The sequence below is a fragment of the Pseudoalteromonas sp. TB51 genome (assembly GCF_000498055.1).
Classification (GTDB): domain Bacteria; phylum Pseudomonadota; class Gammaproteobacteria; order Enterobacterales; family Alteromonadaceae; genus Pseudoalteromonas; species Pseudoalteromonas atlantica.
This window is the reverse complement of record NZ_AUTO01000069.1, coordinates 1-15,109: the sequence shown is the minus strand read 5'-3', so window position 1 is coordinate 15,109 and position 15,109 is coordinate 1. Positions and strand designations below refer to the sequence as shown.

Below are 15,109 nucleotides of genomic sequence, written 5' to 3'. Positions count from 1 at the left end.
GCAGGGGGCGGCGCACGCTTAGATTATGGTTACTTTAAAGAGCTAGTTGAAGGCAAGCCGCGCTGGATGGGCTTTGCCGAAGAAGCTGTTCGCCAAGCTAAAGTAAACTTAGAGGCAATTGATGCACCAGCTGGCACAATGGAAGTTGTGTTAGGCAATGGCTGGCCTGGCGTGCTTTTACACGAAGCGGTAGGCCATGGCCTTGAAGGCGACTTTAACCGTAAAGGGGCTTCGGCATTTAGCGGTAAAGTGGGGCAAAAAGTAGCGTCTGAGCTGTGTACAGTAGTTGATGATGGCACCATGGCCGATCGCCGTGGTTCACTTAACGTTGACGATGAAGGCACACCTGCAGCTTATAACGTACTTATCGAAAACGGTATTTTAAAAGGTTACATGCAAGATAAGCTCAATGCGCGTTTAATGGGTGTAAACCCAACGGGTAATGCACGTCGTGAGTCGTATGCGCATTTACCTATGCCGCGTATGACCAACACCTACATGTTAGGGGGCGAGCATAGCCAAACCGATATTATAAGCTCAGTTAAAAAAGGGGTATTTGCACCAAACTTTGGTGGCGGCCAAGTAGATATTACTTCAGGTAAGTTTGTATTTAGCGCATCAGAGGCGTATTTAATTGAAAACGGTAAAATTACCCAGCCAATTAAAGGTGCAACACTGATTGGCAATGGCCCAGAGGTGATGCAGCATATTTCTATGGTAGGCAACGATTTAGCCCTTGATAAAGGCGTAGGTGTCTGCGGTAAAGATGGCCAAAGCGTTCCTGTCGGGGTAGGTCAACCAAGCCTTAAAATAGACCAACTTACAGTAGGTGGTACCGCATAAAACAATAAAGCGCGAAGCAATTCGCGCTTTATAGGTTACCAATGCGAGGTTTACGCCTCGCTTTGCTCTTCTTTGTTCTTCTTCGCCTGTTCGTACCACAAAGCCATAAAACACTCAGTTAATTTATGCTCTATTTCAAGTGCTTTGTTAGTTGGGCAAAATAGCGTAAAGCTTGCTTTAAACTCACCAAGCTCTGTAGTGCCAAAGTGAATAACCGGTGCCGGACCCGAAATTTTGGCATCGAGTTTACGCTCTATCATCGAATTATAACGTGTTGCTACATCGTGAAACTCTTCGCAGTATAGTTTTGCCTGATTGACTAATTCGTCATGAATAACATAAGGGTTAAAGCTCTCTCTGCGTATAATAGTAAAATGATGAGTAACAAAGCGCTTTACATAATTAAGGTTTTTAATTGAGCTGGTGATCAGCTTATTATTTGGAATATAAATTGTTTTGCGCGAAAACTGATAAGTGTGCATGTCTATTTCATGCATGGTGGTTTTTACCCAGTCTGTTTCGGCTACTTCGCCAAAATAATCACCTACTTGTATCCAATCACCTACTCTAAACGGGCGGGTGGTAACCAGGTAAAAAAAGCCAATAACGCATTGTATAAACTCGCGTGTTGCAAGCACTATAGCCACTGCAAACGCAGCAATAGACAGCGCAAAATTTTGTATTTCGGTCGACCATACAAATAGCAGCGACAGAACCATAACAAAATTAATAAAGTGCTTAATGTTATGAGTGATGTAACGAATGTCTTTTTCTTTTTTTTCAGCGCGGTTTCTTGCTAGTTTATCAACCAGTACTTTAAGCACAAATGCAATGGCAAGCACGAGCACAGAAACTAAAAAAGGGTGCATGAGTATGTCTTTAATCATAACTTCCAAATACGAGTAGCAATAGGCACGCTAAGTATATTGAGTAATCAAACCAATTAGCAAATTTAAGCTACATAAAATCACTTATACCAATTGTATTAAGTTATGAGCCATTTATAGCAATAGGTGAATAGCGTTATAACCCTATTAGCGCTTTATTTTGCACGCTAGAATGGCTACTACTTAATTAAACCGGTATTACTTAGCAGCTAGGCTGTTTGCTCTGTAATAGAGGCTTGCGTGTGTTTAGCGTGTTTTTGGCAAAACAATACAAGCTCAATGGCAGCGATAAAAATAAGTGTGTAGCCCAGGGTTTCTATGCCTTCATCAATAATATTTTTAACTACCCGAACGTATTGTTCTCCCATAACTGAGTGCCAAAACTCGCCCTTGCCCATCATTCTCGAAAAAGCGAGTAAGGTCACTAAGCCAGATAGGAAAATACCATAGCTCGGTGTTTGCGCATAGGCTTTTAACGAGCTGTAAATAAAGCCTCGTTGGGCTTTTAAGTAAAGTAGTACGCTCGCTAATAGCGTATATACAATTGCTTGCCATGCGCCATCAAACACATACATATCTAGGTAGGTGTCAAATTCTCTAACAAACATAGCAGCCGACAAAGCAGCCAGTAACAGCGCGGCTATTTTAAGATCAGAGTGAATACGTGAGGCGTAGAAAAACAGCATACAACTTAAAAACGTTAAAATATCTTGCATGTGTTCTGTTAGTGTTTCTTCACTGTAAAGTGCATTTTGCTGTAAATCAAAACCTTCAAGCTGAATTAAAAAAGCCACACCTGCTAAGCATAATAAGTAAATAAAAGATCGCAGTAAAAACATATAAAAGCTCAAATAGAAAACAATGCGCGGCAGTTTAATTATAAAAATGGCTAAAAGCCAAAACATTATAGAAACTTTTTATATATTTGTCGGTCTAAGTTTTTTGCTGTTAAATTAATGGGTTATGTTTTTATATTATGTATTTATGATGTGTTTTTTGTAATAAGTTGAGTTAATTAGTTGTGCTGTATAGGGTTAAATGCGTTAAGCATAAAAAAGCCCTTACTAAAACATAGTAAGGGCTTTTAACGTTATAAGCAGAATTTGCTTAGCGCATCGTCACAAACTCTTCTGAGCCTGTAGGGTGCAGTGCAACAACAGCATCAAAATCAGCTTTAGTTGCGCCCATTTTCATAGCAACCGCAAAGCCTTGAATCATTTCGTCAACGGCAAAACCAATGCCGTGTAAGCCAACTACTTTTTCTTCAGGGCCTACGCATACAAGCTTCATTGCACACGGTTGGCGGTGTTGTGTAACGGCTGTGTACATAGCGGCAAAGCCCGACTTGTACACTTTTACGTTTTCTTCGCCGTGGCGAGCAATAGCTTCTTGCTCGGTTTCACCAATAGTACCAATAGGTGGGTGGCTAAATACCACAGTAGGTACAAGGCTGTAATCCATTTTTAAATCATCAGGTAGGTCTTTATTAAATAAACGCTCTGATAGGGTGCGACCGGCTTTAACAGCGACAGGCGTAAGTTCTATACCGTGCTCAATAATATCGCCTACAGCATAAATACCAGGTACGTTTGTATTTTGATATTCATCTACTTTTACATAACCAGAGCTATTTAGTTCAACCCCTGCTGCTGCAATGTTAATTACATCGGTGCTTGGCTCGCGGCCAATAGCCCAAATTACTTGGTCAACATTTTGGCTGTAACCATTTTCAAAATGAATGGTTAAGCTACCATCGCTTTCTTTAACAATTTCTTTAGGCGAGCATTCGGTATGCAGTGTTGGGCCTTCTTTTTTCATGATCTCTACTAGGGTTTCAACCAGTAGCGTATCAAAATTACGAAGCGGCGCGTGTCTGCGTACAAATAAATGAGTTTTTGTGCCTAAACCATGTAGTACACCGGCAAGTTCTACAGCAATGTAACCTGCGCCAATTACCGCTACTCGCTTTGGCTGCTCTGTTAATTCAAAAAAGCCATTTGAGTCTATACCGTACTCAGCACCTGGAATATTAGGAGTATGCGGACGTCCACCTACTGCAATCAAAATATGATCGGCCGTGTAATGCTCGCCGTTTACTTCTACGGTTTTGCTATCAACAAATTTAGCAAAACCATTAATTACGGTTACGCCATTGTTCGCTAAACCGTTGTCGTATCCTTTGTGAATGCGACCAATGTACGCTTCGCGGCTCTCAACGAGTTTGCTCCAGTTAAAGTCTTTTACTTCTACGTTAAAGCCGTAATCAGGTGCGTATAAGTTAATTGCTTCAGCAACTTGTGCGCCATGCCACATTACTTTTTTAGGCACACAGCCTACATTAACACAGGTGCCGCCCATGTGTTTTGCTTCGATAAGCGCTACTTTAGCGCCACGCATTGCCGCACGGTTAGCAGAGGCAATACCGCCACTACCACCACCAATCGCAATGTAATCAAAATGCTGAGTCATGTTTTATCCTCAAAAAATATATTTAACTATAATGTGCCGATGATAGCATATGCTAAGTGCAAGTCACCCAGCGCGGCGCGCTAAAAAGCTGATAAATACAACAAACGAAATTGTTTATTATGCCGATCAGTTTCATCCTAAGCTATATTAGACCCATTAATGGAGGCTTGTATTTCACCGTTTTGCCCCAACTTCAAATTCATAGTCAATTAAATTGAGAAAATTCATGAGCGAAGCACAAACAAATCCACTCATTGGCCTAGGAGGCTTACCCCCGTTTTCAAAAATAAAGCCAGAGTACGTAGTACCGGCACTAAAGCACGGTATAGAGCAATGTCGTAAAGCCATAGATGACGTGTTAGCGAAAGGCTCGTTTACATGGAACGATTTAGTATTACCCCTTGAAGAAGCCGACGATAAACTCTCGCGTATGTTTTCACCGGTATCGCACCTTAATTCAGTCATGAATAACGACGAGCTGCGTGAAGCCTACGAGCAATGTTTACCACTTATATCTGAGTACTCAACATTTGTCGGGCAGCATCAAGGCCTGTACGAAGCGTATAATGCGCTTTATAACAGCGATGAATTTAAAACACTCAGCACTGCGCAGCAAAAAACCATCACCAACGCCCTACGTGATTTTAAACTTTCAGGCATTGCATTATCAGCAGAAGATCAAAAGCGCTACGGCGAAATTAGCACGCGTTTATCTGAACTTGCCTCTAAATTTGGCAATAACGTAATGGATGCAACGCTTGCATGGCATAAACACATTACCGATGAAAGCCAATTGGCAGGCTTGCCAGAGTCGGCATTAGCGCTTGCTAGCGAAACAGCTAAAAGCAAAGGTTTAGACGGCTGGGTATTTACGCTTGATTTTCCGTCTTACTTACCGGTAATGACCTATGCAGATGACCGCGAGCTGCGCAAAGAAACCTACACGGCATTTTGTACGCGCGCTTCAGATCAAGGCCCTAATGCGGGTGAGTTTGATAACTCAGCCATTATGAAAGAAGAGCTTGCACTACGCCATGAGCTATCGCAGCTGTTAGGGTTTAATAACTACGCTGAAAAATCATTAGCAACTAAAATGGCTGAGTCGCCAGCGCAAGTTTTCTCATTTTTAGAAGACTTAGCCGCTAAGTCTAAGCCTCAAGCAGAGCAAGAAGTGGCAGAGCTAAAAGCCTATGCTGAGCAACACCATGGTATTACTGATCTTCAAGCATGGGATTTTGGTTACTACAGCGAAAAGCTCAAGCAAGAAAAATACGCAATTTCAGATGAAGTACTGCGCCCTTATTTCCCTGCAGATAAAGTACTTAGCGGTTTATTTGAAACCGTTAGCCGCCTTTTTGGTATTAAGGTAAAAGAAGTAAGCGACTTTGATAGCTACCACAGCGATGTTCGCTTTTTTGAAATTTTTGATAGCAGTAATACATTGCGCGGTCGTTTTTATCTTGATTTATATGCACGCGAGCGCAAACGTGGCGGCGCGTGGATGGATGACTGTATGGGGCGTAAAGTGCGCGCCAGCGGAGAATTGCAAACACCCGTGGCATACTTAGTGTGTAACTTTAATAAAGCGGTAGGCGACAAACCGGCGCTATTTACACATGACGAAGTAACCACGCTTTTCCACGAATTTGGCCATGGTATACACCACATGCTTACCCAAGTTGATGCTGCTCCTGTTGCTGGTATTAACGGCGTTGCATGGGATGCCGTAGAACTACCAAGCCAATTTTTAGAAAACTGGTGTTACGATGAAGAAGCGCTGAGCTTTATTTCAGGCCACTTTGAAAGTGGTGAGCCATTACCAAAAGAGCTACTTGATAAGCTACTGGCTGCTAAAAACTATAATTCTGGCATGCAAATGCTGCGTCAGATTGAATTTTCGTTGTTCGATTTTAGAATCCACCACGACTACCAGGCAAACCAAGAGTGCCAAATTCAAGCGATTTTAAACGACGTACGTAGCCGCACGTCGGTGGTTAACCCGCCTGAGTTTAATCGTTTTCAACATGGCTTTAGTCATATTTTTGCAGGTGGCTATAGCGCCGGTTACTACTCGTACAAGTGGGCTGAGGTACTCTCTGCCGATGCATTTTCTAAATTTGAAGAAGACGGTATTTTTAACGCCGAAACAGGTAAGGCCTTCTTAGAAAATATTTTAGAAAAAGGCGGCAGTGAAGAACCTATGGAGTTATTTAAAAAGTTCCGAGGTCGTGAGCCAAATGTTGATGCCTTACTGCGTCACAGTGGTATAGCTGCATAAACAACTACTTAACCTTATAAAGCGCCTATATGGCGCTTTTTTTATGTTTTTTAATATATTGGCCAATTGTTTTTAGTAATTTTAACCTCCCGTACTATGCTTTGTGTATACGCAGCAAAATGGACTAGGGCATGGCAAAGTTGGTACTAACGATTGATGACGATTTGTATGTTCATCGAATTATTGAAGAGGCTTTAGCAGGCTTTTGTAAGCTTATTCACGCTAAAGATGGCGAACAAGGACTTAAGCTAGCCAAAAAGCACACGCCCGACATAATTTTACTTGATATAGAAATGCCCGGTAAATCCGGCTACCAAGTATGCCAAGCACTAAAAGAAGATGAGTCAACACACGATATACCCGTTATGTTTTTGTCCTCTAAGGTGGAGCTTAACGATAGAGTAAAAGGCTACAGCGTAGGCGCATCTGACTACATTATAAAACCCTTCAACACCGAAGAGCTAATGGCACGCATTAAAGTGCTTTACGAGTACCGGCAGCAATGTGAAAAGCTAAAATTTGATGTAGCTAAAGCGCAAGATACCGCCGCAATGGCCTTGGCAGAGTCTGGGGATATGGGGCGTATTGTTAGGTTTGTGGGGCAAAGCTATCACTCTCATAACTTTCACTCGTTAAGCGAGCACTTACTTGCCTTTTTTAGCCCGTTTAATTTAGACGTGGTTATTGTGTTTTGGTATCAGGGGGGGAGCTATTTTTATAGTTTAGAAAGTGGTGTATGCCCGCTCGAGCAGGAGCTTTTAGAGCAGCACCGTAATGCAAATCGATTTGTTGATATTGGTAGCAGCACCATTATTAACTACCCCAAAATATCTTTATTAATTAAAAATATGCCGACTGATAATCGTGCTTTATACGGCCGTTATAAAGACTTATTCCCGCACATACTCGAAGTGACAAACGAAAAGGTCGTTGCTATGGAAAGAAACGAAAATAGCTTTGAACAAGCCACCCAAATTAGCACTGCTTTGCAAGATATAGTAAAGCAGCTTACTAGCCAAAATGTTGTACAAAACGACTACACAAGGCAGTTTATAGAGCAGCTTCATGAACTTAACTGTGCAATTAAGCAAACGCAAGCACACGCCAATCCTGCTGATTTAACTTTATACATGTCGCAATTAGACGAAACTATGCAACTGCTAGTAACCGCAAATAGTGATTTAGCGTTTATAAAGTACCAGCTTAAACAAGTGACCGAGAGCCGCAACGAATTATTGTGCAACTTACGCTCTAAAGTAGAGGAGGCCAGCTCACATAGTCTTGCGCATCAAAGCGATATAGAGCTATTTTAGTGCTTTAACGCTTGTTATACTGCAGCTGAAATTTTTCGTCGGAGTGTGTAGTGGTTATTCAGTGTGCTTTTAAAGAGTGTCGCCCATATTTAAATGAGCTAGAAACGCGTTTTAACTTAGCCCAATGGGCGCAAAGTTGTAGCGGTTTTACTCTGCATTACGACGATAAAGGCCTTAGCCTTTTAAAAAGCGATGAGCCTAAACTTGGCGCAATAAACGTAGACTTTGTAACAGGTGCAGTTGCTCACAGGCGTAAGTTTGGCGGCGGCAAAGGGCAATCAATCGCAAAAGCGGTAGGGTTAAATAAAGGCGCAACCCCTGTTGTACTTGATGCCACCGCCGGGCTTGGCCGAGATGGCTTTGTGCTAGCGTCACTTGGCTGTAAGGTTATACTGCATGAGCGCCACCCTGTGGTAGCAGCTTTATTATTTGATGGCTTACAACGCGCTTACGAAGATGCAGAGATTGGTTCGTGGATGCAGCAAAATATGAGCTTAGTGTTTGGCTCAAGCCACACGTTGTTAGAGCAGTGCGAGAGCATGCCCGATGTAGTGTATTTAGATCCTATGTTTCCACACCGAGAGAAATCAGCGTTAGTTAAAAAAGAAATGCGCGTATTTCAGGCATTAGTAGGCGCAGATACCGACGCTGATGACTTACTTGAATTCGCCTACCCACTTGCCAGTAAGCGTGTGGTCGTTAAACGCCCCGATTACGCCCCATTTTTAAACAACCAAACCCCCAGCATGCAAATTAAAACAAAAAAGAACCGTTTTGATGTGTATGTAAAAGCGGCCATGGTTTAACGGTATTATGCGTGTTGATCGGCTTTAAGGATCTAGGTGTCGCTGCAACCATAGTTTGACATAATACAACCATACCTTGACATAATTAAAGTCATACTCTGACATAAAGCCCCTTATTAAAAATGATGCTAAAAATAAATTCCATTATAATCAATTCTTTAAGAATTAATTAAACCATAGTGTGACATAGTGGCTTTTTATTTGTATAGTATGTGTACTCAAATAATAAAAATTTACTTATGTATATACGCAACTTAAGAAAGCCATCTCCAAATAAAAATGTATTTAAATTTGCGAGCACTAAAGTTAGTAGTGTAGTTATGTGTGAGAGCTCATTAGAGTTTGATGCATGTTTTCATCATGAATATAACGACTTGATAGAGAGTTTTGGGAGTCAGCCTGAAGGCTTTAAATATGAGTTTATGGGTAAAAGCTTACCTTACACACCAGATGCACTGATTTCATATACAGATAAAACCCAAAAATACCACGAATATAAGCCCTATTCTAAAATTGCTTCTCCACTATTTAGAGCTGAATTTGCTGCCAAAAGAGCTGCATCATTAAAATTGGGGATTGATCTTGTTTTAGTAACTGATAGGCAAATTAGGGTAAATCCAATATTAAACAACTTAAAGTTATTACACCGCTACTCAGGTGTTTATGGTATCAGCGGCATTCAAAAAGAGTTGCTCAGTTTTATTCATAAATCAGGGGTAATCAAGCTAAATGATATAAGCTCTCAGGTTGGGATACCAATTGGTGAAACACGATCTTTTTTATTTGGGCTCATGCATAAAGGGTTGGTTAAGGCTGATCTAGGGTGTGATGATTTAACTAATAATCCAACATTATGGGCTACACCATGACTGACTTTTTTAATGAATTTGATGAATCACTAGTGCCATTAAAGCCACAAACGCCCACACAATACGTCAAATTAGATGATGCCAACTTAATCCAGCGTGATTTGGATACCTTTTCAGATACCTTTAAAAACCAAGCACTACAAAGGTATAAGCTAATTAGCACTATAGATAAAAAACTTTCACGCGGCTGGACCCAACGAAATTTAGATCCTATTTTAGATGAGCTTTTTAAAGGAGGTGACGTAGTTCGGCCAAATTGGCGAACTGTTGCTCGTTGGCGCAAAAAATATATCGAAAGCAACGGTGATATAGCCTCCCTTGCTGATAAAAACCACAAAATGGGAAACAGAACTAACCGTATAAAAGGGGATGATAAATTTTTTGATAAAGCATTAGAACGATTTTTAGATGCTAAAAGACCTACTATAGCAACTGCATATCAGTACTATAAAGACCTTATTGTTATTGAAAATGAGAGTATTGTCGAAGGCAAGATTCCAATAATATCCTACAATGCGTTTAATAAAAGAATCAAAGCAATACCCCCATATGCGGTCGCGGTCGCAAGGCATGGTAAATTTAAAGCAGACCAATGGTTTGCTTACTGCGCTGCGCACGTACCCCCGACAAGAATATTAGAGCGTGTAGAGATTGATCATACACCACTTGATTTAATCCTACTTGATGATGAGTTACTTATTCCCATAGGAAGACCTTACCTAACATTACTTATTGATGTATTTAGTGGCTGTGTTCTTGGTTTTCATCTTAGTTATAAATCCCCTTCCTACGTATCTGCTGCTAAGGCTATTACTCATGCGATTAAACCAAAGTCTCTTGATGCTCTGAATATAGAACTACAAAATGATTGGCCTTGCTTTGGTAAATTTGAAAATTTAGTTGTAGATAATGGTGCTGAGTTTTGGTCTAAAAACTTAGAGCATGCTTGTCAGTCAGCAGGAATAAATATCCAATATAACCCTGTGCGCAAGCCTTGGCTAAAACCCTTTATAGAGCGTTTTTTTGGGGTGATGAATGAATATTTCTTACCTGAATTACCAGGAAAGACATTTTCAAATATTTTAGAAAAAGAAGAGTATAAACCTGAGAAAGATGCAATTATGCGCTTCTCAACTTTTGTTGAAGAATTTCACCGCTGGATCGCGGATGTGTATCATCAAGACAGTAATTCACGTGAAACTCGAATCCCAATTAAACGTTGGCAACAAGGGTTTGATGCATATCCCCCATTGACCATGAATGAAGAGGAGGAAACGCGTTTTTCAATGTTAATGCGCATCTCAGACTCAAGAACGTTAACGAGAAATGGGTTTAAATATCAAGAGTTAATGTATGACTCAACAGCTTTGGCTGATTATCGTAAACATTATCCGCAAACAAAAGAAACTGTAAAAAAACTGATTAAAGTCGATCCTGATGACATCTCAAAAATTTATGTTTATTTAGAAGAGTTAGAAAGTTATCTAGAAGTACCGTGTACAGATCCTACCGGTTATACGGATGGTTTAAGTATCTATGAGCATAAAACAATAAAAAAAATTAACAGGGAAGTCATACGGGAATCTAAAGATAGTTTGGGCTTAGCGAAAGCACGCATGGCTATTCATGAGCGAGTAAAGCAAGAGCAAGAAGTTTTCATTGAATCAAAAACTAAAGCTAAGATAACAGCTGTTAAAAAGCAAGCTCAAATAGCTGATGTAAGTAATACAGGAACGAGCACTATTAAGGTCTCTGAAGAAAGTGCAGCCCCTGTGCAAAAACATATAAGTAACGATAATTCTGACGACTGGGATGATGACTTAGAGGCATTTGAATGAATGCCTTAACAGAGATACAGATAGAGAAGTTACGGAACTTTAGCGATTGCATCGTTATGCACCCGCAAATTAAAACAATTTTTAATGACTTTGATGAATTAAGATTAAACCGTAAATTTCAGTCAGACCAACAGTGTATGCTATTAATTGGTGATACAGGTGTTGGAAAAAGTCATACCATTAATCACTACAAAAAAAGAGTTCTAGCTACACAGAATTATAGTCGAAACACTATGCCAGTCTTAGTAAGTCGTATATCTAGGGGGAAAGGCTTAGATGCTACTTTAGTCCAAATGCTGGCAGATCTGGAGCTATTTGGAAGTAGTCAAATTAAAAAGCGAGGCTACAAAACAGACCTTACTAAAAAGCTTGTAGAGAGCTTAATTAAAGCTCAAGTAGAGCTACTCATCATTAATGAGTTTCAGGAGTTAATAGAGTTTAAAAGCGTACAAGAACGACAACAAATTGCAAATGGGTTAAAGTTTATTAGTGAAGAAGCCAAAGTGCCAATAGTACTGGTTGGTATGCCTTGGGCTGCAAAAATAGCAGAAGAACCTCAATGGGCTTCTCGCTTAGTTAGAAAAAGAAAACTTGAATACTTTAGCCTAAAAAATGACAGCAAGTACTTTCGCCAATATTTGATGGGGTTAGCTAAGAAAATGCCATTTGATGTACCTCCTAAGCTTGAAAGTAAAAATACCACAATAGCGTTGTTTGCTGCATGTCGAGGTGAGAATCGAGCTCTTAAACATCTACTGTTGGAGGCTTTAAAATTAGCACTAAGTTGTAATGAGTATCTTGAAAATAAACATTTTATTACTGCTTATGACAAGTTTGATTTTTTTAATGATAAGGAAAAACTAAAATCAAAAAATCCTTTTAAACAAGACATTAAAGATATTGAAATTTATGAGGTAATCAAAAACTCATCTTATAACCCAAATGCATTAGACCCAGAAGATATGCTCACAGATCGAGTGTTTGCAATAATAGTAAAGTAAATCGAACCAGCCTAGCCTGATTAAAGGTGTTAAAGCGGAGATTCAAACGGATAAGTCATCAGATTAGCTTCGTGTGATTAAATCAAGCCTGACAGTTGCATATGTGCCACATCATTCAAAAAGAAAGTGGAAAAAGCAAGACGCGATTCCATAGCCTTCCTATCCTTTCTCAATTAAATTCTCGCCAATTTAATAACCGCAATAGTGGGCCTTCGATTGTGGTGTGCGCACATCAAGCGCGCATTGCTTTGTTCCAATCTATACTGTGCCCAGCCGCTTCGAGTTCACGCGCGAGAGCCTGTTTCCAGCCGCCACTACTGTCCATTGTTTCCCATACAACACCCGCGAAATCACTAGGTATTTCTAACGTACCACGTTTGAGAGCACATACTTTTTCTCGGCCCAAGCGGCCAATGAAGTAACCCAGTTCCAATAATACATTTTGACGAGCTCGAGGCTCAAGTGCCCCTCCTTTTACACGGCCCTCATCATCCGGTGTGAGAAGGACTACCGCAAACCCAACATCGCTGTTTGCAACGACTTTTTCGATAATTGTTCTCCCTTGATTAGCCTGTTCATGGAGAATAACGGCCTCCAAACCAATGCGTTCCAGAAAACGAGCCACAGTTTCCCGAGCACCATTGTCGTGCCCATGAACGATAAACACCTTTCGTGAGACTGGTTGCTTCAACACAGTTTCAATACTCCCCTTCGATTGAACATAGTTCTTGTAATCACGCGCAAAGGGAATAATGAGTTGCCCAGTGAGCGCATGGATACCAGCGATGATTTTATTTCCAGAGTAGAAGAAATGATGACTAAAGTTGATAGCGTAACGTGGGTCATTAGCCAGTTTATCTATAAGAAGCAATGTTAAACCCATCGTTTTTTTGAGGTCATCTGGCCAAGCAAGTTGGGCACTCCCGACCATGCTGCCCCCAGTTTTTTCGCTTTCAGCAATGAAAGCGTCGAAGTCAACTCCTTCCGTCAGTTCCTCATTGTAAGGTTCAAGGTCGGTATGCCGTAACAATTGCCCTAGCTTTTTCAATGGGCGTTCATAAGTCTGCAACTGCGAGTTCTGTAAGTCTAGGATTGCGTTGTTAATTTCTCCGAAAATATCTTGGGTCATCACTAATTCTCGTCAGGTTGCAATCTGGCCTCAGCGGCCTTTTGAAGAATCGTTTCTCTATAGCTTTCTTTCATTTGTTCGGTGAGCGAATCGACGATAGGGCTACTGGCATAAGGTTCAATGCGGTTATCAATAATTTGGCTAACTGATTGGATGGCAGCCTCAATACTGGCAGGATCATGAGGATCAAAGTTAACGACGCCCAACTCTCCATCTAGTTCATTCAATGCTTGCTCTGCATTTTTTAGATCTTTCTGCAGTTTATCAAGCCCAGTAATTTTAAACATGGTTCCCTCCTGTTTATGGTGTGTCAGTGCATCTTTGAGCTTTAACGCCGCGCTCTGCAGCATATTTCTGCCGACTTAACGCTCATTTAACTATTTATATAGTTTTAACAAATAACCTAAGATATTACTATCACTAAGTTTTTTAAAACTTTAAAGTAAAGTTAAATAGAACAATATACGCCCGTCGCTTATTTTCATGAATATATGAGCAAAGAGCACTTTTATCAATCAGTTAACCATTACATTTAGCCTATCTCAATGACCGGTAATCGCTCTTTGCCGAAGTTCGACTTAATGCCATAAGCTGTCCTTCCGGTTTAACTCATTTCTGCCCCAAAACGTGTTTAGGCGAATGCCTCAAAAGAGCGATAACCGGTCATTGAGATAGGCTAAATTTAGGGCTAATTAATAGATAAAGTTGTGTCGTTTATTCATATAGTCAAGCAAACGAGCAACGCGTATATCCTACATTTAAATTTATTTAAAATCTTGAAATACCCTCGGTTATTTGTTGGAATGTGGATAGATGAGCTTGAAGTCAGCAAAAATATGCGTGATGAGCGCACTATTAAATTGTTAGGCGTTGCTGAACAAGGAGAGATATTCAATGGCTTTTGCCCTCGCACCAGATCAAGAAAATGCTTACCCATCACTCATTACGGCATTGTGCGCGCGCGATGCGTATACTAGAGGCCATTGTGACCGCGTCTGTGCGCTTGCGTTGGAAGTGGGGCGTGCGGCCGATTTGAGTGCCCCCTCATTAGATGACTTGCGTATTGCCAGTCAATTACACGACGTGGGTAAGATTGGAGTTCGTGATACTGTTCTCTCGAAGCCTGGAAAGCTCACACCTGATGAAAGGGAAGAGATAAAGGCTCACTCGGTTATCGGTGAGAGAATAATTAGTGAGACATTCCTGACAAACAGAGACGAGGTCGCGTCTATTGTCAGACATCATCATGAAGCATTTGATGGAAGCGGATACCCAGACGGACTGGCTGGTGCCGATATTCCCCTGAGTAGTCGAATACTTTCGATCATTGATGCGTATGATGCACTGACGACTAGCAGGCCATACCGCATGGCTAAATCGCACCTTGAAACTATGAATATCTTGAAGCATGAAGTGGACACGAAGTTTGATCCAAATATTTTTTTGTTGTTTACAAAAGTCATAAAGGCCAGTTCGGCACGTGCCTCGTAAACGCTCGTTCCTAGAATACGGTGAACGCTGCCTAAAAAGTCTCTGCAGATGACATTTGATCCGCCACCCACTTTTTTGCTAACGCAAAAGCAGGCGTTGTCTCAAATGCACCTGAGCTCAGGCGTTGCTAATGTCTGCAAATGGCACAGAGCCGACCTTCGGCTCTAACTCGTTTTTGTCCAAAA

13 protein-coding genes are annotated in these 15,109 nt (G+C 40.9%); 8 read left to right on the top strand and 5 right to left on the bottom strand.

All coding sequences use genetic code 11. From position 1 onward, the window contains the following. Positions 1-843: metalloprotease TldD (gene tldD, locus L650_RS0102775; RefSeq protein ID WP_029772108.1), on the top strand; the 843-nt coding region annotated here is incomplete at its 5' end. A gap of 50 nt (positions 844-893) precedes the next feature. Here the strand turns inward: tldD and L650_RS0102770 are convergent. The 3 genes from L650_RS0102770 to gorA all read right to left on the bottom strand — a co-directional run bounded on the left by L650_RS0102770 (position 894) and on the right by gorA (position 4,199). After that, positions 894-1,730 carry a mechanosensitive ion channel family protein gene (locus tag L650_RS0102770; RefSeq protein WP_029772107.1) on the bottom strand — a complete coding sequence of 279 codons (837 nt, stop codon included), beginning with the start codon at positions 1,728-1,730 and terminating at the stop codon, positions 894-896. 209 nt (positions 1,731-1,939) lie between these two features. Further along, entirely contained in the window at positions 1,940-2,524 is a 585-nt protein-coding gene (locus L650_RS0102765) for a hypothetical protein (protein WP_223230518.1), read from the bottom strand. 313 nt (positions 2,525-2,837) lie between these two features. Continuing rightward, positions 2,838-4,199 carry a glutathione-disulfide reductase gene (gorA, locus tag L650_RS0102760; RefSeq protein ID WP_029772105.1) on the bottom strand — a complete coding sequence of 454 codons (1,362 nt, stop codon included), beginning with the start codon at positions 4,197-4,199 and terminating at the stop codon, positions 2,838-2,840. Positions 4,200-4,425: 226 nt separating this feature from the next. Here gorA and prlC point away from each other — a divergent pair, with 226 nt between their 5' ends. From prlC to L650_RS0102730, 6 genes are all read left to right on the top strand, one after another. Further along, the gene (gene prlC / locus L650_RS0102755; protein ID WP_029772104.1) at positions 4,426-6,477 is read left to right on the top strand and encodes an oligopeptidase A; all 2,052 of its coding nucleotides are present in this window, start codon (positions 4,426-4,428) and stop codon (positions 6,475-6,477) included. Between the two features lie 131 nt (positions 6,478-6,608). Then, entirely contained in the window at positions 6,609-7,790 is a 1,182-nt protein-coding gene (locus L650_RS0102750) for a PleD family two-component system response regulator (RefSeq protein ID WP_029772103.1), read from the top strand. Positions 7,791-7,840: 50 nt separating this feature from the next. After that, positions 7,841-8,596, top strand: a complete 756-nt coding sequence (locus L650_RS0102745; RefSeq protein WP_029772102.1) for a class I SAM-dependent methyltransferase — start codon at positions 7,841-7,843, stop codon at positions 8,594-8,596. 239 nt (positions 8,597-8,835) lie between these two features. After that, positions 8,836-9,465: a TnsA endonuclease N-terminal domain-containing protein gene (locus L650_RS0102740; RefSeq protein WP_029772101.1), complete on the top strand. Its 630-nt coding sequence runs from the start codon at positions 8,836-8,838 to the stop codon at positions 9,463-9,465. Further along, positions 9,462-11,303, top strand: a complete 1,842-nt coding sequence (locus tag L650_RS0102735) for a Mu transposase C-terminal domain-containing protein (protein ID WP_029772100.1) — start codon at positions 9,462-9,464, stop codon at positions 11,301-11,303. The genes L650_RS0102740 and L650_RS0102735 overlap by 4 nt, the downstream gene beginning before the upstream one ends. Then, on the top strand, positions 11,300-12,304 hold the full coding sequence (locus L650_RS0102730) for a TniB family NTP-binding protein (RefSeq protein WP_029772099.1): 1,005 nt from the start codon (positions 11,300-11,302) through the stop codon (positions 12,302-12,304). The genes L650_RS0102735 and L650_RS0102730 overlap by 4 nt, the downstream gene beginning before the upstream one ends. Positions 12,305-12,536: 232 nt before the next feature. Here the strand turns inward: L650_RS0102730 and L650_RS0102725 are convergent, their stop codons facing one another. Further along, positions 12,537-13,433: a TIR domain-containing protein gene (locus tag L650_RS0102725; protein ID WP_029772098.1), complete on the bottom strand. Its 897-nt coding sequence runs from the start codon at positions 13,431-13,433 to the stop codon at positions 12,537-12,539. A 2-nt stretch (positions 13,434-13,435) separates the two neighbouring features. Continuing rightward, entirely contained in the window at positions 13,436-13,720 is a 285-nt protein-coding gene (locus L650_RS0102720; protein WP_029772097.1) for a hypothetical protein, read from the bottom strand. A 607-nt stretch (positions 13,721-14,327) separates the two neighbouring features. On the opposite strand from L650_RS0102720, the gene L650_RS0102715 reads away from it, so the two are divergent. Then, a complete protein-coding gene (locus L650_RS0102715) occupies positions 14,328-14,924 on the top strand; it encodes an HD-GYP domain-containing protein (protein WP_004589546.1) in 597 nt (198 codons plus the stop codon). Positions 14,925-15,109 lie beyond the last annotated feature (185 nt).